We start from the raw sequence: 17,718 nt of genomic DNA, 5'->3' as shown, positions 1-17,718 counted from the left end.
TGTTAGCTTCTGCACACGGGATGGTGAGCGAGTGCATACAGTGGCCAACGCGGTCTGTGATTGTTCAGCACTCTTTGGCACGTCCCTTGAGACGTGAAAAAGTTGACCGTAGAACAGAGCGGACCCCTGGTGCCCTAAGGTGCCGCCGAGACCCGTCCCTACCCCCCATTAGCACATCTGATGGGGGGTCTTTTTCTTTGTTTAAATAAAAAAACTCACCATCAAGAACCGTCTAGTTAACACAACGCTATTTCAACCTCTCAAGTCGTCCTTTTCGCTTGACTATATTTTTGTAGTCCCACTGAATTTCTTTTGCCTTTTTTAGCCACCTTTTAAGGTCAGTTTTATTCATTTGCTTCACATTAGTATATCTGGCTTCAGCTGCTTTAAAACTTCCTTCGGGTTGTAACTTTTCCTCATCAAAGGATTGGCCGCTCCAAAAAAGTATCCGAACACCTTCCTTCATTTTACTATACCCGACAATGGGATTACCGGCTAAGAACCAAACCGGATGGGCGTGCCATATTTTACTTTCTGCCAACTTAAGACTCTCGTCAATGCTGTGAGCAAGCGTTGTGCAAATGGCTTTTTCTTTTGCCGTTAAAGCCCTGTTATATAATTCAATGTCCTTGTGCATGCGAATAAAGTTAGCTAGCGCCCACCGCACTATCAATCGCCTTATTCACCAGCGCATCAGCGGCTTTATTTAATTCGCGCGGTACATGCTGATAGGTCACTTTACTAAAAGTGTGTGCCAGGTTTTGCGCTTGCAAGAAAAGTTTACCCAAGTCTGGATTTTTTACTTTGTAGCGTAAATTCATCTGCTCAACAATCAACTGACTATCGAGAAAGCACTGCACGGTTGTAGCGGCTAATTCTTTAGCTTTTTTCAGACCAGCAATCAAGGCTGAGTACTCAGCAACATTGTTCGTCGCTTCACCAATATACTCGCTGATTTCTGCTACGATTTGCCCATCAGCCTCTAGGACCACGCCAATACCGGCTGGACCTGGGTTGCCCCGCGCGCCGCCGTCAGATCGAAGTATTATCTGTTTCATCGCTGTAATGAATATCAAGTATTTTGAGCTGCAGGCGACGTTCACCATTCCATTCGTCTGCACTGAGCTCAAAAGCTAAATCAATATTTTTGCCTACTGGTAGTTTACTGTGCTCCTCTCCCCAGGTAAAGCCGATGCTACGATGTTCAGTCCCCTGCGCAGAACGAATGGTAAGGCTGAGGTGTTGATTTTTCTTGCCTACCTGGCGCGCTTCAACGACCTGTACATTGCGGACTGCGAAAATTGGACGTCGCGCATTCTGTCCAAAAGGTGCCAGTTGCTCAATTTGTTCAAGTAAATCCCAATTCACATCATGCAAAACTAGTTCCGCGTCAATAAGTAATTCCGGTGCTAACTCCCTCCCCTTCAGCAGCTCTCCGGCGCGCGCGGCAAAATCTATAACAAATTCCTCTGGTGTGTAATTTGCCTTCAATGTGAAGCCACATGCCTGCGGATGCCCACCGAACTTTTCAAAATTTGGACGAAGCGGGTCAAGTGCTTCCATGAGATTTAGCGCAGGTATAGAACGTCCTGATCCCGTTACCAGACCACGCACCTTAGCCATAACAATAGCCGGACGTCCATAGCGATGCACCAGGCGGCCGGCCGCTAATCCCAGTACGCCAACTTGCCAGTCTGGATGATACGCACCGACAATCGGTTGCTCGGGCTCAGATCCAATTTGCTCAATAGCTGCATCAACGATTCGCTCTGTCTCTGCCTGGCGAGCTGTATTGGTCCGTTCTAAATCGTCAGCCAGTGCGAATGCTTCAGCGGCGTCCTCAGTAACAAGTAAACGAAAAGCAGTGTTTGCATGATCAAGGCGACCAGCTGCATTTAAGCGTGGAGCTATCATGAAGCCGATAGTCTCGGTATCCGCTTTCGCGAGATCATTATGCATGACAGAGAAAAGTGAACGTAATCCCAGGCGGCGGGTTTTTTGCAACACCTTCAAGCCATACATGGTTAACGTGCGATTCTCACCTAACATCGGCATCATGTCTGCTACAGTGGCTATTGCCACTAAATCAAGTAGCCATTTTTCCCAACCTTGCACGAGGGGCTCACGATTAAAGGATTTCCCATACTCACTTTTAAGTAAAAGCGCATGAGCTAGTTTAAAACCTACAGCAGTACCGGCTAATTCACGAAATGGATATGTTTCTTCAGCGAGTTTTGGGTTGAGAATAGCAAAAGCGGCAGGTAGCTCCGGCGGCTCGCTATGGTGGTCAGTGATAATAACGTCGATGCCTAACTCATTTGCCTTCTTTACTTCCCCCACGCTCGTCACACCGCAATCAACCGTGATTACGAGAGTGTAACCCTGCGAGTGAAGCGACTCTAGGGCTTTTTCATTTAAACCATAACCCTCACTCTGCCGATCAGGTAAATACACTCCTGGGTTGGCACCGAGGGCATGTAGAGTAGACCAGAGCACAGAAGCGCCACACACGCCATCAGCATCATAGTCGCCATACACAACAATGCGTTCATTTTTTTTCACGCCATCAATAATGCGATCAACCGCTTTGTGCATATCACGAAAAAGGAAAGGGTCATGCACGTCGCTGCCATAATCAGGCTGCAAAAATTCATCAATTTGCGTTTGCTTTTCTAAGCCCCGTGCCTGCAATAGCTGCAGCATAACCGCGCTATGTTCAGGGAAGCTGGCGGCAAAGCTTTCGGCGACTGGGTTACGAAAAAGCCAACGCGCCCGTGACGTGCTCGGCCCCTCCCGAAACTGTTCCTGAGTTGTGGTGCTCATCTTAGAGGTAGTGCTCGACAATCGTAGAAATATTTCTCGGCTTCAACTTTTGCTCAGCTAAAGGCTTACTAATATCCAGACCCTCAACACCCAAATGATATGGCGTACTTTCACCTTCATACATCACACCAATCGGCAGCGTGGCGCTTTCCATTGCTTTTACCATCGCCTGCATTCGGTCATTCGGAGCATACTCACTCTCTTCCAGTTTGTAAATACGCTCAAAAAACCAGGCGTAGGTATTTAAGTCATTAAAAGTGACACAAGGCTGGAGTACATCTACAAGCGAGAAGCCAGGGTGCTGAATAGCTCGAACCAAAGTATCAACCAAATGCATTTGCTCGCCAGCAAAACCACGCGCCACAAAGTGCCCGCCAGCTGCTAAAGCTAGTGCTGCGGCGTTCACCGGCTCTTCCAAGACGCCGAAGGGAGTAGATTTTGTAACAAAACCCTTAGCTGAGGTTGGCGCGGTCTGCCCAGTGGTTAGGCCATACACCTGGTTATCATGAATAATATACGTGAGATCATGATTGCCACGCACTGAGTGCAAGAAATGGCCGATCCCCTCGCCCAAACCATCACCATCTCCACCGACTACGATCACGGTCATGCCTGGATTAATCATCTTCACCGCCTCACCTACTGGTAAGGCTCTTCCGTGCAGGCCGTGGAAGCCATAGGTGCGGACATAATTCGCCATATTGCCAGAACAACCAATGCCGTACACAATCACAACTTTTTCTGGTTCTAGCTGCAACTTCTCCAACGCTTCTTTCAGCGCCATCCAAATACTGAAATCGCCGCAGCCCGGGCACCAAGTTGGCGACTTATCAGTGTGAAACTTATCTTTTTTTTCGATTGCTTTGGCCATGCTTAATGCGCTTCTTCAATCATTGCTAAAAAGTTTTGTACAATTTCCTCTGGGAAAAAGGGCCGGCCATCATATTTCAACATGTGCACATCTAATTCGTAACCAGTTTTTTCGCGAATCAAACCACCAAGCTGACCTTCGCTGTTATTCTCTACTAAAATAGTTTGCGTGGTAGTTTCTAGAAATTGTGTTACCTCTTCGCTTGGGAACGGAAGTATCACTGGCAAGCGATACATCTGCACGCTATGTCCCTCAGCCTCGAGGATACGCATTGCATCAAGCACCGGGCCCATAGTGGATCCCCAGGTAATAAAAGTGTAGTCAGCTTGCTTTGGTCCGATTATTATCGGCTTTGGCAGTAAATCCTTAATCTGCTCAAGCTTACGAGCTCGCTTATCAACCATTGCGGTGCGATTCTCTGCGTTCTCTTCACTATAGCCATAGGTGTCATGCTCATCGCTATTAGCTAGGAAAAGTGTATTGGGCAGGCCTGGTACAGCTCGAGGTGAAATACCATCCTCTGTGATTTCATAACGGTGGTAGTCTTTTTGTCTATTTGCCTCCCGAGTGGTCATGAGCTTACCTCGATCAATAGCAACGTGTTTGGAGGTGAAAGGCTCTGTACTCTTCTGACTCTCTGCCAATAATTTATCAGACAAGATAAGCACTGGGGTTTGTGCGATTTCTGCTAGATTAAGTGCCAGTGCCGCATGGGTAAAGCATTCCTCGACCGAAGCAGGTGCCAAAAGCACGCGAGGAAATTCACCCTGTGAGGCATGAGCAACAAAGCGAAGGTCGGCTTGCTCGGTCCAGGTTGGTAGGCCGGTGGCTGGACCACCACGCTGCACTTCGGTAATAACAATTGGCGTTTCGGTAATCCCAGCTAGACCAAGTGATTCCACCATGAGAGAAAAACCCCCACCCGAACTGGCGGTCATGGCTCGCGCTCCCGCAAATCCAGCGCCAATGCACATATTTACTGCACCAATTTCATCGCTAGCGTGCTTCACTACCACGCCCTGCTTTGGCCCGTATTTGGCCATGAAATGCAGGATGGATGAGGATGGTGTCATGGGATATCCCGCATAAAATTGCACGCCGCCGGCTAAAGCGCCAAAGCCTAATGCTTCGTTTCCTGCTACGAGCATCTGTTCAGGCGCATCCAACTCATGCAAAGTCCATGCAAAAGGTTCAGAAAAATGCTCTTGCACATATTCATAGCCAGCCTCAGCCGCTACTTCATTCTGTGAAACAATTTGCTCACCCTTAGTGGCAAAAATATCGGCAATAACTGACTTGGTAATTTTCAGCGAGCCGTGTAAGAGTCCAACCACCGCACCAATGGAAACCATATTTCCCATCTTTTCAATACCGCCTGAGGAAATGGCCAATTCAGCAAAAGGTACTGCACAAAAGCGCACATCACTACGACCTCGACCAAGTTTTTCAGCATCCACGACCGAAGGATCGTACACCACTACTCCACCCTCAATCACGTGCTCCAAATGAAGTCGTACGGCCTCCTCATTTAGTGCGATAAGGATGTGTATATACTGCACCGTGCTCCAGATTGGCTCCGTGGCTGCTCGCACGTGATAGGTGTTATGTCCTCCGCGAATAAGTGAGGGATATTCAGTGTAATCAAAGACATGCCAGCCTGAGCGCAAGCAGATTTTTGCAAATATCTCGCCGGTAGATTTAATTCCCGCCCCGGCGATACCCCCAATTTTCAGTGTTATTTCCTCCATGACGTTCCACTAGTATACGAATTTTTCTACTTTCACGCAACTTATAGCCACCCGGTTAGCCAATGCCATAAGCCACTTAATGGATCATCAAATATTGTCGCAGCAAAAGCGAGAGGGATGTACCATACGGCTCGCCCAATAAAATTTGCTAGGAGAAACTTTTTCATAGTATAGCGCTCAAATCCGCCATAGAGTCCAACGAGTTGATCAGGTAAGGGTGTCCAAAGTAAAAGCAAAAGGACAAGAAATGTGCTGTGTTCTACTCTCTCAAGTAAGCGCTTCCATTTTGAGTGATGCTGCAGCCATGTTTGCACCTTTTCCATTTCCTGCGTTTTTCGTCCAACGTAGTAAAGTGGCAAAGTGCCGAGCGTTGCCCCCACCGAAGCCACCACACCAACAACAAGAAAGTGGATATGAGTGGCAAAAGCGATAATGAGAAGGATTGGACGGAAAGGTGAGACGAAATTAAAGGTCGGGATAAGTAAGGTAGCAAAAAACAAGATGAGTAGCTCAATCCATTCACTAGGCGTAAACCACATAGTTATTTCACTGTAGTATGGACTGCTCGAGCAATTAATAACTCTTCGTCTGATTCCACCGCTAACCACTTCGCATGATGAAACAAAGGCGAGGAGGATTTCAGAGCCTTCCGAAACCAGACATTCTTCGCTCCCATTGCGCCGGTACAAATAACTGCATCAACTTCACCAAGCACTGCCCAGTACGCACCAAGATACTTGGTCAGTCGATACAGCACAGTATCGACTGTCGCCCGACACTCGGCCTTTTGTTGTGTATTTACTTTATGCGGCAATTTCCAATTTGGTACGGGATAACCAGATGCTTTAAGTACATCACGAAAATCTACAAATCCGCTTAGGCCGTACCAGCCGGATTGCGTATGAAGTAATCGATCAATCATGGAAACGTTCCATCCCTGTCGTAAAAGAAAGAGCATCAGGCCAGGATCAATATCACCAGAACGAGTAGACATGACTAAGCCTTCCAATGGAGTGAAACCCATAGAGGTATCAACTGGCTTACCGTGCTGAATTGCCGTCATGCTACAGCCTGAACCTAGGTGTATGCTGATGAGATTAAGTTTACGCAAAGGCCGGCCGAGTTTCTGGGCGGCGTACTGGGCAGCGTGCTGGTGCGAAGGGCCGTGGAAACCTGCCCGGCGCAGCTGGTATTTCTTCATGATCGCTCGCGGTAACGCGTAGTATTTTGCTTTTTCAGGTAAGTGCGTAAAGAATGAGGTGTCAAAAACCGCTATATGCTGCGCCTCAGGAAAAACTTTTTGGGCAGTACGTATAGCCTCAATATCTTGACCTTGATGCAGAGGCGCCAGTGGAATGTACTTTTTTAACTCGCGTAATACTGCCGGGGTAATTTTCACCGCATGACCAAACTTTCCCCCGTGTACAACTCGATGACCCACGCTTGATACTTCTGCCTGATCAATCCCCGCCTCGGTTAATGCGCTGCGAAGTAATTGAAACGCCTTAGCCAAACGAATTGGCCCGCGCACATCATAGGTTCGCTTCTTGTTACCGTACTGCAAATGCACAACAACATTAACGCGCTTCATACCATCGAGCACACCCCGCAGTAGCACCTTTTCATCACGAGCAAAAACGGCAAACTTCATACTTGAGCTGCCTACATTCACGGAAAGAGTGTACATACTAGTCGAGAGTTAATTCAGGCTGCGGCACGTCGGAAATATCTTCTAGTATGAGTTCCGCAGTCGTCCCGGGCTCTACCCCTGCCGCATTCCCTTCATCAGTATCGAGATGCAGCGCTAATGCGTCTTTGCCTTCTCTCGCCCGTACTACCACCTGATCAAATGCTAAGCCACGGGGGCCAGTGATTCGCGCTTTTACCTTATCCAGATGTTTCAGGCCATACTTAGCTGCCGTTGCTGGATCGCAGTGGAGATGTCGCGCGGCAATAATGACATCTTTATGAATCGTTACAGAGCCTAGGGGACCCTCCAGTGTCACTGGCACGGTATTTTCTACCTCTGTGCCAGACACGGTTAACGCAGCATCTACGCCGATGTGACGCGCGTCGCTCTTAGCCAGTTCAAGCTGGGTATATGCACGATAAGGACCAACAATACCAACAGATGAAAATGAACCTTTTGGTCCGATTACTTTTACCCGCTCTTTTGCTATAAACTGATTTGGCTGAGAAATATTTTTCTCAATACTCAAATTCGCTTCAGCTCCAAATAAGATATGAAAAGTCTCCTCAGTTACGTGGAGATGTCGCGCGGAAACTTCTACGGGGACAGTGAAACCTTCCATAGATATTTAGTATATCACAACAAGGAGTAACTAAAACACATGGAGCAAACTCTTTCCAGTCATGGATTTTGGTTTGGCAACTCCCATCAGCTCGAGAATAGTTGGTGCAACATCAGAAAGTAATCCTCGTGGCGTCTGCAAAGAAAGATCGAGCGACATGGTGTCTTTATCTTTCGTTGAACGAAAAGCCTTTCCTACCAAAATACATGGGACAGGATTTGTCGTGTGCTCTTTTTGTAAAAAGCCGGTTTGTAAATTAATCATATCCTCAGCATTGCCGTGATCAGCAGTTAGTAGCAACACACCGTTTACCTCCTCGACAATTTCTTTGAGCCGGGCTGTCATCTCATCCAACATTTCAATTGCCTCAATCGTCGCTGGCAATTTGCCGGTGTGACCCACCATATCTGCGTTTGCGTAATTAATAACAATCAAGTCATACTTCATGCTCTGAATTTCTTCAATCACGCGATCGGTTATTTCACGAGCGCTCATGTCCGGCTTCTGATCATAGGAATTCACTGCCGGTGAAGGAATAAGTATGCGGTCCTCTTGCGGATAGGCTTTTTCTCGGCCTCCGTTAAAGAAGAAAGTGACATGGGCATACTTTTCCGTCTCGGCAATATGGAGTTGTGTCTTGCCGGCGTCAGAGAGGACTTTTGCTAGAGGCTCTGCCACATGCTCAGGTGGGAAGGCAATACTCACCGGCAAATCCTTTTCGTACTCAGTCATTGTCACAAAAAAGAGATCTGGCATGTAGACACGAGAAAACTTTTCAAAACCTGGCAGCACAAATGCCTTGGTTAACTGGCGAGCGCGATCTGGTCGGAAATTAAAGAAAATGACTGCGTCGTTATTGTTTATCTTCCCAATCGGGGCGCCGGCCGCATCAGTGATAACTGTAGGTATAAATTCCTCATCGTATACTTTCTTTGCATAGCTGTCGTGAATTGCTTGCATCGGATCAGTTGCGCTTTGTTCTGCATTGCCGTCAACTAATACGCGATACGCTTTTTCAATCCTATCCCAACGATTATCTCGATCCATGGCCCAGTAGCGTCCAGAGAGTGAGGCAATCTTCCCTACGCCTAAACTCTGTATTGTCGCTTGAAGTTTGGTAATAAAACGCTCTGCGCTATTATGCGGCGTATCGCGACCGTCTAAGAAGGCATGAATAAATACTTTGTCGATTTTTTCATGCTTGGCAAATTCGAGTAAAGCATAGGCGTGCTCATTAAAACTATGCACACCTCCTGAGCTCATCAATCCCATAATATGGAGACTGCTCCCCTTCTCCTTCACGTGCTTTACCGCATCAAGCAAGGCTGGATTTTTCATGATACTGCCGTCGGCAACTGCCTTGGTGATTCTCGGCAAATCCTGATAAACGATGCGGCCGGCGCCCATATTCATGTGTCCGACTTCTGAATTCCCCAACTCCCCCCAGAGCGAACCAACCGCCTCGCCAGAAGCTTGTAGGGTAATTGCCGGGTAATGCCGGAGTATATCGTCAAAGTGTGGTGTCTTGGCTAAGCTAATGGCATTGCCGCGAGAAGCTGGTGCGACACCAAAACCATCGTAGACAACAAGCACGACGGGTCGATAAACTGAGGAGCTTACTTTTGCCATAGTGAACTGAGTTTCATTTCTGTCGGTATGGGGATCCCCAAAGTATCAAGCACGGTCGGAGCTACCTGACCCAACACGCCATCTTTTTTCAAAATGTTAAACTGCTTCGGAACTTTGCCAGCGATAATGAATGGAACCGGGTTTTGCGAATGTTCAGTATCGGCCTCACCGGTTTCTGGGAAGAGCATACTTTCTACATTGCCATGATCGGCAGTTATAAAAAGTAACCCATCCTGCTTTTGGATTTCTTTGTATAAAGTTCCAATCGCCTCATCAACGGTTTCGACAGCAGTGATGGCGGCTTTGAGATTTCCGGTATGCCCTACCATATCGCAATTGGCAAAGTTCATGCCAATAAAGTCGTACTGCTTTTTTTGCAAAACGGAAAGTGTACGCAAGGTAATCCCCGGGGTGGACATCCCAGGCACCTCATCATAATGGGCAACCGCAGGTGAAGGAATCATAATGCGATCTTCATTTGCCACCGGGTTAGCATAGCCACCGTTTAAGAAATACGTTACATGGGCGAATTTTTCATTCTCTGCAATATACATTTGCCGCTTCCCTTTTAGGGCCATCGGCAAAGTGCCCTGAATATCAACGCTTGGATACGCAGTCAATAAATGATTCAAGTCTGGGCCAAAGTCGGTCATAGCCACAAAGGCTAAGTCGTGCATGACTTTGCGGCGACGGAATTCTTTGAAGTTATCCTGCACAAAAGGCTTGGTAAGCTGCCGGGCGCGATCAGAACGTAAATTAAAGTAAATGACTGCATCACCGTCCTCGATTCGACCGACCGGCTTATCTTTCTCAAATATGACAGAGGGTTCGATAAATTCATCAGTCGTACCATGCGCATAGCCTTGACTGATGGCTTCTGAGGCGGATTTTACTTGATGACCTTGTCCCTCAATAAGCATATGATATGAGGCATCTGTTCGCTGCCAATTTTTCTTACGATCCATTGCCCATAGACGTCCGGCGATGCTGACAACCCGCTCATTTGGTCGCAAAGTTTTTTCTAACTTATGAAGCATGCCGAGGCCGCTACGGGGAGGTGTATCGCGACCATCAGTGAAAAGATGTAAATAGACTTCTTTCACTTTTTTTTGCCGCATGAGCTTTAAGAGTGCTTGCAAATGACCCGGATTACTATGCCCACTCTGTTCGTTAGAAAGTAACCCCATCAAATGCACACGGCTGTTGCGTTTTTGACAGTGGTGGATAGCATCTAGGAATGCGGCATTTTTAAAGAAGCGGCCATCTTCAATTTCTTTCGTGATATGCACGCTATCTTGCAATACAACTCGACCTGCCCCGATGTTCATATGGCCAGCTTCGGAGTTTCCTGCCTGACCCGGGGGTAAACCAACTGCTGGACCAGATGCGTCAAGTAGGGTCCAGGGATTTTCTTTCATAATTTTTGTTAGGTTCGGCGTCTTGGCCAGGGTAACAGCATTCCCTGGGCCGGCTGGCGCGTGACCAAAGCCATCAATGACTAACAATACTGCGGGCCAAAGATGTGCTTCTCGAGAAGTTTTTGTGCTAGTCCCTTTTTTCGTTGCCATAGTAGCTGTTTATTTCTTCCACTCACTCAATTCCATTTCGATTTCCAACAAGCGATTGTATTTTGCCATACGCTCGCCACGAGACAAGGAGCCAGTCTTAATATAATCTGCGTTCACGCCAACAGCTAAGTCAGCAATAAAATCATCAATAGTTTCACCAGAGCGATGCGCCACAATCACCGCGTAATGATTTTGCTGAGCCAGTTTTGTCGCCTCAATTGCCTCAGTCATTGTGCCTATCTGGTTCGGCTTGATAATGATAGCGTTGGCAGCATTTTTCTTTATACCTTCTCGTAAGCGCGATGGATTCGTTACAAAGAGATCGTCACCTACCACCATAGCTTTTCCTCCTAACTTCTTTGTCATCATCTTCCAACCGTTCCAGTCATCTTCACGCAATCCATCTTCAACCGAGCGAAGGAAATATTTTTCTGTCCATTCTTTATAGAGATCAACTAACTTATCAGCCGAGTAAGTTGAATCCTCTGGCATAAGACGATATTGATTCAGATCAGCTTCATAAAAGACCGTTGCTGCGGCATCGATAGCCAAAGTCACATCATCGATTGGTTTGTAATTTGTCTGATGAATTGCTTCGAGAATCATCTCAAAAGCTTTTGTGTTTGCATCTAAGCGTGGTGCATAGCCACCCTCATCTCCGACCAACTTTGAGAGCCGCTGCTGATGAAGGAGATCTCCGAGAGCCATAAAAATTTCTGCGCCGATGCGTACTCGTTCATGGAAGGACGGCGCGTGCGGTACAACCATAAATTCTTGGATCGATAAGCCAGAGTCGCTGTGTTTACCTCCATTCATAATGTTCATCATGGGTTCGGGTAAGCGGAGCGGCTGATCAGAAAAACCATAATGCTCATGAATGTACTGATAGAGTGGTTTACCTGAGACTTTTGCGGCTAAGCGCGCGCAGGCTAATGAAACCGCCAGGATGGCATTTGCCCCCAACTTGGATTTGTATTCTGTACCGTCCAAATCAATCATGATGCGATCAATCTGCGAGCTATCATCAACACTTTTACCTTTTAGCGCTTGGTGAATAACCGTCTTAATATTATCTACTGCTTTACGAGTGCCCCGGCCGCGGTATCGATTAATGTCATTATCGCGCAACTCCAATGCTTCAAAACGTCCGGTAGAAGCTCCGGATGGCACCCCCGCTCGCGCTTCCATACCATTGCTTAATTCAACCTTTGCCATCACGGTAGGATTGCCACGTGAATCAAGAATTTCTAGTGCAGTAACTTTGGAGATGCTTGGTGTAGGCATGAAGGAGAAAATATTAACGAGTAAAAAGTGGTTTAAGACCCGGGAGTGTCCCGTATTCAAGGTAAGTCAGCATGGCCCCTCCAGCCGTGCAGACATGATCGTATTTTGATAAAAGATGAGACTGAGACAAGATGGCAAGCGTGTCGCCTCCGCCTACAATTGTTTCGCCCTTACCTTTTGCCATTTCTAGCGCTATCGAACGTGTACCGTACGCAAAGCGCTTATTTTCAGTATAACCAAGAGGTCCATTCCATACTATCATTCGAGCTTTTCGAATAATAGAAGAAAAAAGCGCTACGGTATCAGGACCAATATCAAGTATGTACTCATTCTTACTTACCCGGCCAACTGGTCGTCGATGCAAAGATCCCTTTCCTTTTGCGTCAGTAGAGGTTACCACATCAATTGGAATATATAGTTTTTTGTTCATGAGATTGAGGCCACGCACCACGGAACGAACGCCTGGCTCCTGTACAGATTTACCAATCTGCACACCCTTCACGGCCAGGATTGTGTTTGATAAGGCGCCACCAAGCAACAAGTAATCAACGTGCTTAAGATAATATTTAATTAACCCGATGCGTGTACCAATTTTTACACCGCCCATAATCGCCACCAGTGGGCGCTTCGGTTTTTTACGCACTAGGTCAAGCATTTCTACCTCTTTTTCAAGCAAAGGTCCGGCAAATGAGGGTAAATACTTTTGCACGCCGACAATGGAAGGCACATTGCGATGACACTGACCAAAAGCATCATTTACCATTATATCGGCGTTAGCGGCGAGCGCCTTTGCAAAGGCAGTTGAATTATTTTCCTCACCTTTTTCAAAGCGCACATTTTCAAGCATAAGTATACTGCCCGCTTTTGCGTCTTCAATGACTTCTTGCACCTTTGGACCCACGGTCTGATCAAGTTTCTTCACTGGCTTATGTAGCAGTGAGCTTAAGCGCTTTGCTACAGGATCAAGCTTATATTGCGGGTCGCCGCTTCGTTTTGGGCGACCCAGCCAGGTGAGAATTACCACTGCCCGGGGTTTTTGCTTCAATATCCAACGCAAAGACGGCAAAGTTTCCCGAATGCGGGTATCATCCGGCACCACCCAGGCGTTTCCTCGTTTTGCTAGGGTAATATCATAGGTCGCGCGATAGAGCACGACCTTGTCTTTATATTTTGCTTGTCGATGAGATCGAAGTTTCATTTCTTCGATCTTAGTATACCATTTTTTTCTAACTTTTCCAAGCTAAAAATCAGGCGTTGACGTAGCAACCGCGCTGCAGCATTCTCTCTATTGGAGTGTGGGGAAGAAACGCTTAGGCGTTCTTTCCCCCATTTTTAGTTGAGTTTTCTGAAAGCTCTATCTACACCTTTATCAATCAAAAAGACGGCAAAGATAAAAGTAGCAAGAGGAACGACTAAGTCAACCAATATGCTATCGGTAGAAAAAATATGAAAATAATACCCTGAGAGTAATAAGCTGCTCGCACCAAAACGTAGTAATCCTTTTATTAGTGTAGCTTTGTTCATTTTTCTACAGACACCTAAAGTCTTACAACAAAGACAATTAGTTTTCTTCCTCTGTCCAAGTAAGCACTCGGAAAATGATTCCCAAAACACAGAGAATAAGTATAGAAATGATGGAGTAAATGATTTGCATAAGAAGAGAATTAACCTCTCGTCCACTCAACATAGCAGCCGCTTGATAGCAGACAAATTTTGGTGGCGATCAAAATTTAAAGGAACCATCAAGTGATCGCACATGCTGAGCGGACGAGAAGCCTGAACGCTTGTTCAAACTTCTCGAGTGTAAAGAGCTTAAGCGGTAACGGGGATTTCTTCTACACTGACCTCATCTTTTGGTAACTCGGTTGGTTCAACTTCTTTTGTCTTTGCACTACGATGACCTAGCATGACCAAATTTTCTGCAACTACCTCGGTTCGATAATGCTTTTGTTTTGCCTTATCTTCCCAAGAACGACGGTGGAGGCGACCTTCGATATATACTTTGCTGCCCTTTTTCACGTACTGCTGGATGATTTCGCCCAATTTTCCCCAGGCAACAATGTCATGAAATTCAGTTGACTCCTTGCGACTCTTTGTTTTAATGTCTCGCCAGCTATAGTTTGTGGCGAGTGAAAAAGTGCTAATCGCCTGTCCGCTCGGTAAATTTCTCGCCTCGGGATCGCGGACTAAATTCCCGATCAAAGTTACTTTGTTCACGTCCATGTGAACTCCTTTCATGCCACCTTTGTCGTATGCGTTGAAAGAAAAAATACTTTTCCACATTCACCTGCGACGGCGCTCACATTGCGACGGCGCGGATTTTGTAATAAATGTTTTGAGAACTTTGTAAGAGAGCGAATATTTCTTTTTTGTGCGCCGTCGCGCTTTATATGCGACGGCTTATTACGCAAGTATTTTATCACTTAAAATGGTTTCGTCAATACAAAAAAGCCCTTGGGAGGGCTTACTTTTTCTTAAGAAAAAATTTAGAGCGTTTCGATTTCTTTTCCAGCCAAAGAAGGGTCAAGACTCTCCCCCACCAAGGCTTTAATACGGCGCACCCCAGCACTAGAAGATTCTTCCTTGCTTATTTTAAAGCTGCCGATTAAGCCGGTGTGCGCAACGTGAGGGCCTCCACAAAACTCTTTTGAAAAAACTTTTGCCGGATCTTCACTTCCCATTAAATATACTGACACCTTATCGCCGTAGCGCTCTTCAAATAAACCTAAGGCGCCAATCTCTTTGGCTTCAGCTACCGTGTACCACTTCTTATAGACCGGTAAATCCGCCTTGATCTTTTCATTCACAATCTGCTCAACTTGCTGAATCTGCTCAGGTGTCATTTTATCAGGATGCAGGAAGTCAAAACGCACGCGTTCAGTAGTGATATTACTTCCCTTTTGTGCCACATGATTCCCCAGCACTTCACGCAAAGCCGCTTGGAGTAAGTGTGTTGCAGTATGCCCGCGCACAGTGTTTGGCTTGGTGTCTGCTAAACCTCCATGGAATCCAGTCACCTTCCCTGACTGCGATCGTGAAACATCCTGATGCTGCTTGAGAAACTCTTGGAAGGCTGCCTCATCAAAACGATAGCCCTCTTTCTTTAATCGATCAGGTGAAAAGCCGTAGCTAGTAAATAGTCGAAAAGCTTCTTCAGCACTTATGTCCCGTTCGCTCGGTGTCCGCTCTGTCATTTCTTCAAGCTCTTGCGACCCAAGCTGCTTCTGCACTTTCTTATACACCACCGTGACATCAGCTTTTAATACTCGACGGTAGCCTTCGAGCTCTTTTTCCAACAAGCTCACTATTTCTGACTGATGCTCTCGCAAGTACGGATATGGCATTTCGTACATGCTCACTATCGTTTCAACAATGCCGGCAAAAGTAAGTTCAAGCGATGCATACTGATCAATTGCTCGACGGACCACACGACGCAACACATATCCCCGATCCTTATTACTAAAGCGCACACCATCAGCTAATAAGAAAACCGCGCCTCGAATATGATCAGCCACAATACGCATGCGCTTCAAATTCTCTGAAGCAAATTCCAATTGACCAAAGTGTTCGTCTTTTTCTAGAAACTCGAAAATTGGTGCAAATAAATCTGTTTCGTAGTTGCTCTGCTTTTTTTGGACAACGGTCGCCAGGCGCTCTAAACCCATGCCGGTATCAATATTCTTGGTTGGCAAAGGAGTGAATTCGCCTTTCTCATTTTTTTCGTACTCCGTGAACACAAGATTCCAGAGCTCTACGAAACGACCGCAGGCACAGTTTGGCTTACACTGTTCTCCCAGGGCACAGGCCTTTTCCGTCATGTCATAGTGCAGCTCAGCGCAAGGACCGCAAGACCCGGTATTACCTGGTGGACCCCACCAGTTGGCATCGCGACCAAAGCCCTGGATGCGTTCTTTTGGTAAATACTCTTCCCATAGCTTTGCCGCCTCACTATCCTCACCCACCAACTCGTCTCCGGCATAATAGGTTGCCCAAAGTCGATCCTTGTGGAGGTGCATTTTCTTGGTCAGAAACTCCCAGGCAAAAGCAATTGCTTCGGGTTTAAAATAATCATGCATGGCGAAGTTACCCAGCATTTCAAAAAAGGTGTGATGCGAGGCATCGCCGACCGGCTCAATATCACTCGTGCGATAACACTTCTGTACCGAGCAAAGACGATTCGCACCAAAGTCTTCTTTAGGATCACGCTGCCCTAAGAAGTATGGCTTAAACTGTTGCATTCCAGCCGTGGTCAGCAATACTGACGCATCATTATCTGGTATGAGCGAAGATGAGGGCACTACCGCGTGACCTTTGGACGCAAAATATTCTAGAAATTCCTTACGAATAGACTGGGCGTTCATACAGTGGCTACTATACTGGAAGTCTGCCGGCGGCGCAATCTCCTAAACTGCCTGGGCTATTTTTTGCAAAGCGTGAAACACTTTCTTTGGCTCACGAGACCGAGTCAATACTGAACCTAAAATGATCTCGTTTGCCCCTGCCTCAACGGCGAGTGGTATGGTATCAGCATTCATGTGTCCATCTACGCTGATCGACATGCGCGGATAAAGCTTACGCAAACGCCTCAGCACGCTTATCTGAGCAGGCAAAAAGGGTCCACCCTGACGGCCCGGCTCAACTGTCATCACATGTAGACCTTTTGCATACTTGGCCAGCTTCTTCACCTCGCTCAAGGAAACGCCCGGCCGGACAGCCAGACGCAATGTATATTGCGCAGACAACTCGCGTAACAAGACTGGAGTGAAGTCAGAGCTGGTATGTAAGATAAAACTACGAATCCCCGCCTGCACCCCTTGGCTCATCCATTCGCTGGGATCATGCACCATTAAATGCGCACTTGTCTGCCGCGGCAAACGCAGCTTCATGAGCTGCTTCGGACTGAATGATCGCTGCGCAACAAAGACGCCGTCCATTAAATCCAAGTGCAGTCGAGGGCAAAAGCTATGAAAAAGTTTTACTTGCTTTTGCGCAACCGCGATCGAGGCAGTGAGAATTGATGGAGTAAGCAGGACCTTCGCCATTTACAAAGTACTTATCTGAATGAGGCGACGCTTATCCCGAGTGCTATTACGAAATGCTTGCTTTAACCAAGCCTGGACAATGCTCCAGCTCTGGGCCGCATTAGGATGCTCAGATCCTAGACAAAGCACGTTTGCATTTTCATCGCGTTTGCCGCGTCTGGCTGTCCACGCATCGCCCGCTGCCACTGCTCGAATCTTTTTCATCTTATTCGCGGCAATGCACACCCCAGTACCAGATCGACAGACCAGTATGCCCTGATGCTTCGAGGACTTTGCCACCGCCTCGGCCAGCTGCTTGGTAATGATGGGATAATCATCATCCGGCTTCACTGTTTTTGCACCCAAGTCGACAAAAGAAATATTTGCCTTGCCTAATTGTTTTTTTAACTTCTCTTTGAGTTGATATCCACCGTGGTCGGATGCGAGATAAAGCATATACGC

The 17,718-nt window shown here is 46.9% G+C and carries 16 protein-coding genes; all 16 read right to left on the bottom strand.

Annotated features, from left to right (window positions below; translation table 11 throughout):
* Positions 1-247: 247 nt before the first annotated feature.
* Complete coding sequence (locus tag H6760_01605) at positions 248-637, bottom strand: DUF1801 domain-containing protein (protein ID USN54053.1); 390 nt, start codon at positions 635-637, stop codon at positions 248-250.
* A 10-nt stretch (positions 638-647) separates the two neighbouring features.
* Positions 648-1,058: a reverse transcriptase-like protein gene (locus tag H6760_01600; protein USN53847.1), complete on the bottom strand. Its 411-nt coding sequence runs from the start codon at positions 1,056-1,058 to the stop codon at positions 648-650.
* Entirely contained in the window at positions 1,033-2,823 is a 1,791-nt protein-coding gene (recJ, locus tag H6760_01595; GenBank protein USN53846.1) for a single-stranded-DNA-specific exonuclease RecJ, read from the bottom strand. Before recJ ends, H6760_01600 begins: the two co-directional genes overlap by 26 nt.
* Position 2,824: 1 nt before the next feature.
* Complete coding sequence (locus H6760_01590) at positions 2,825-3,694, bottom strand: 2-oxoacid:ferredoxin oxidoreductase subunit beta (protein USN53845.1); 870 nt, start codon at positions 3,692-3,694, stop codon at positions 2,825-2,827.
* A gap of 2 nt (positions 3,695-3,696) precedes the next feature.
* On the bottom strand, positions 3,697-5,442 hold the full coding sequence (locus H6760_01585) for a 2-oxoacid:acceptor oxidoreductase subunit alpha (GenBank protein ID USN53844.1): 1,746 nt from the start codon (positions 5,440-5,442) through the stop codon (positions 3,697-3,699).
* A gap of 41 nt (positions 5,443-5,483) precedes the next feature.
* Positions 5,484-5,981 carry a VTT domain-containing protein gene (locus tag H6760_01580; GenBank protein USN53843.1) on the bottom strand — a complete coding sequence of 166 codons (498 nt, stop codon included), beginning with the start codon at positions 5,979-5,981 and terminating at the stop codon, positions 5,484-5,486.
* 2 nt (positions 5,982-5,983) lie between these two features.
* Positions 5,984-7,129: an acetate kinase gene (locus H6760_01575; protein ID USN53842.1), complete on the bottom strand. Its 1,146-nt coding sequence runs from the start codon at positions 7,127-7,129 to the stop codon at positions 5,984-5,986.
* 1 nt (position 7,130) lies between these two features.
* Positions 7,131-7,754: a propanediol utilization protein gene (locus H6760_01570; protein USN53841.1), complete on the bottom strand. Its 624-nt coding sequence runs from the start codon at positions 7,752-7,754 to the stop codon at positions 7,131-7,133.
* A gap of 30 nt (positions 7,755-7,784) precedes the next feature.
* A complete protein-coding gene (locus H6760_01565) occupies positions 7,785-9,383 on the bottom strand; it encodes a 2,3-bisphosphoglycerate-independent phosphoglycerate mutase (protein ID USN53840.1) in 1,599 nt (532 codons plus the stop codon).
* Positions 9,371-10,951, bottom strand: coding sequence for a 2,3-bisphosphoglycerate-independent phosphoglycerate mutase (locus H6760_01560; protein USN53839.1), 1,581 nt, complete (start codon positions 10,949-10,951; stop codon positions 9,371-9,373). The genes H6760_01565 and H6760_01560 overlap by 13 nt, the downstream gene beginning before the upstream one ends.
* A gap of 9 nt (positions 10,952-10,960) precedes the next feature.
* Positions 10,961-12,235 carry a phosphopyruvate hydratase gene (eno, locus tag H6760_01555; GenBank protein USN53838.1) on the bottom strand — a complete coding sequence of 425 codons (1,275 nt, stop codon included), beginning with the start codon at positions 12,233-12,235 and terminating at the stop codon, positions 10,961-10,963.
* Between the two features lie 13 nt (positions 12,236-12,248).
* Complete coding sequence (locus H6760_01550; GenBank protein USN53837.1) at positions 12,249-13,433, bottom strand: phosphoglycerate kinase; 1,185 nt, start codon at positions 13,431-13,433, stop codon at positions 12,249-12,251.
* Between the two features lie 614 nt (positions 13,434-14,047).
* The gene (gene ssb / locus H6760_01545) at positions 14,048-14,458 is read right to left on the bottom strand and encodes a single-stranded DNA-binding protein (GenBank protein ID USN53836.1); all 411 of its coding nucleotides are present in this window, start codon (positions 14,456-14,458) and stop codon (positions 14,048-14,050) included.
* Positions 14,459-14,721: 263 nt separating this feature from the next.
* Positions 14,722-16,596, bottom strand: a complete 1,875-nt coding sequence (locus tag H6760_01540) for an alanine--tRNA ligase (GenBank protein USN53835.1) — start codon at positions 16,594-16,596, stop codon at positions 14,722-14,724.
* 42 nt (positions 16,597-16,638) lie between these two features.
* Complete coding sequence (locus H6760_01535; protein USN53834.1) at positions 16,639-17,277, bottom strand: hypothetical protein; 639 nt, start codon at positions 17,275-17,277, stop codon at positions 16,639-16,641.
* Complete coding sequence (locus H6760_01530) at positions 17,278-17,712, bottom strand: RpiB/LacA/LacB family sugar-phosphate isomerase (protein ID USN53833.1); 435 nt, start codon at positions 17,710-17,712, stop codon at positions 17,278-17,280. It abuts the gene before it with no gap.
* Positions 17,713-17,718 lie beyond the last annotated feature (6 nt).

The sequence above is a fragment of the Candidatus Nomurabacteria bacterium genome (assembly GCA_023898465.1).
Taxonomy (GTDB): Bacteria; Patescibacteriota; Patescibacteriia; order HK-STAS-PATE-3; family HK-STAS-PATE-3; genus HK-STAS-PATE-3.
Note: the sequence above shows the minus strand (reverse complement) of the source record. Positions and strands in the feature narration are given on the sequence as shown.

Excerpts from the sequence above, each read along its gene's own strand:
- H6760_01560 (USN53839.1), bottom strand. The coding sequence starts at position 10,951 with ATGGCAACGAAAAAAGGGACTAGCACAAAAACTTCTCGAGAAGCACAT.
- H6760_01535 (USN53834.1), bottom strand. The coding sequence starts at position 17,277 with ATGGCGAAGGTCCTGCTTACTCCATCAATTCTCACTGCCTCGATCGCG.
- H6760_01590 (USN53845.1), bottom strand. The coding sequence starts at position 3,694 with ATGGCCAAAGCAATCGAAAAAAAAGATAAGTTTCACACTGATAAGTCG.
- H6760_01585 (USN53844.1), bottom strand. The coding sequence starts at position 5,442 with ATGGAGGAAATAACACTGAAAATTGGGGGTATCGCCGGGGCGGGAATT.
- H6760_01530 (USN53833.1), bottom strand. The coding sequence starts at position 17,712 with ATGCTTTATCTCGCATCCGACCACGGTGGATATCAACTCAAAGAGAAG.
- H6760_01565 (USN53840.1), bottom strand. The coding sequence starts at position 9,383 with ATGGCAAAAGTAAGCTCCTCAGTTTATCGACCCGTCGTGCTTGTTGTC.
- H6760_01570 (USN53841.1), bottom strand. The coding sequence starts at position 7,754 with ATGGAAGGTTTCACTGTCCCCGTAGAAGTTTCCGCGCGACATCTCCAC.
- H6760_01575 (USN53842.1), bottom strand. The coding sequence starts at position 7,129 with ATGTACACTCTTTCCGTGAATGTAGGCAGCTCAAGTATGAAGTTTGCC.
- H6760_01600 (USN53847.1), bottom strand. The coding sequence starts at position 1,058 with ATGAAACAGATAATACTTCGATCTGACGGCGGCGCGCGGGGCAACCCA.
- H6760_01605 (USN54053.1), bottom strand. The coding sequence starts at position 637 with ATGCACAAGGACATTGAATTATATAACAGGGCTTTAACGGCAAAAGAA.
- ssb (USN53836.1), bottom strand. The coding sequence starts at position 14,458 with ATGGACGTGAACAAAGTAACTTTGATCGGGAATTTAGTCCGCGATCCC.
- H6760_01580 (USN53843.1), bottom strand. The coding sequence starts at position 5,981 with ATGTGGTTTACGCCTAGTGAATGGATTGAGCTACTCATCTTGTTTTTT.
- H6760_01540 (USN53835.1), bottom strand. The coding sequence starts at position 16,596 with ATGAACGCCCAGTCTATTCGTAAGGAATTTCTAGAATATTTTGCGTCC.
- H6760_01550 (USN53837.1), bottom strand. The coding sequence starts at position 13,433 with ATGAAACTTCGATCTCATCGACAAGCAAAATATAAAGACAAGGTCGTG.
- recJ (USN53846.1), bottom strand. The coding sequence starts at position 2,823 with ATGAGCACCACAACTCAGGAACAGTTTCGGGAGGGGCCGAGCACGTCA.
- eno (USN53838.1), bottom strand. The coding sequence starts at position 12,235 with ATGCCTACACCAAGCATCTCCAAAGTTACTGCACTAGAAATTCTTGAT.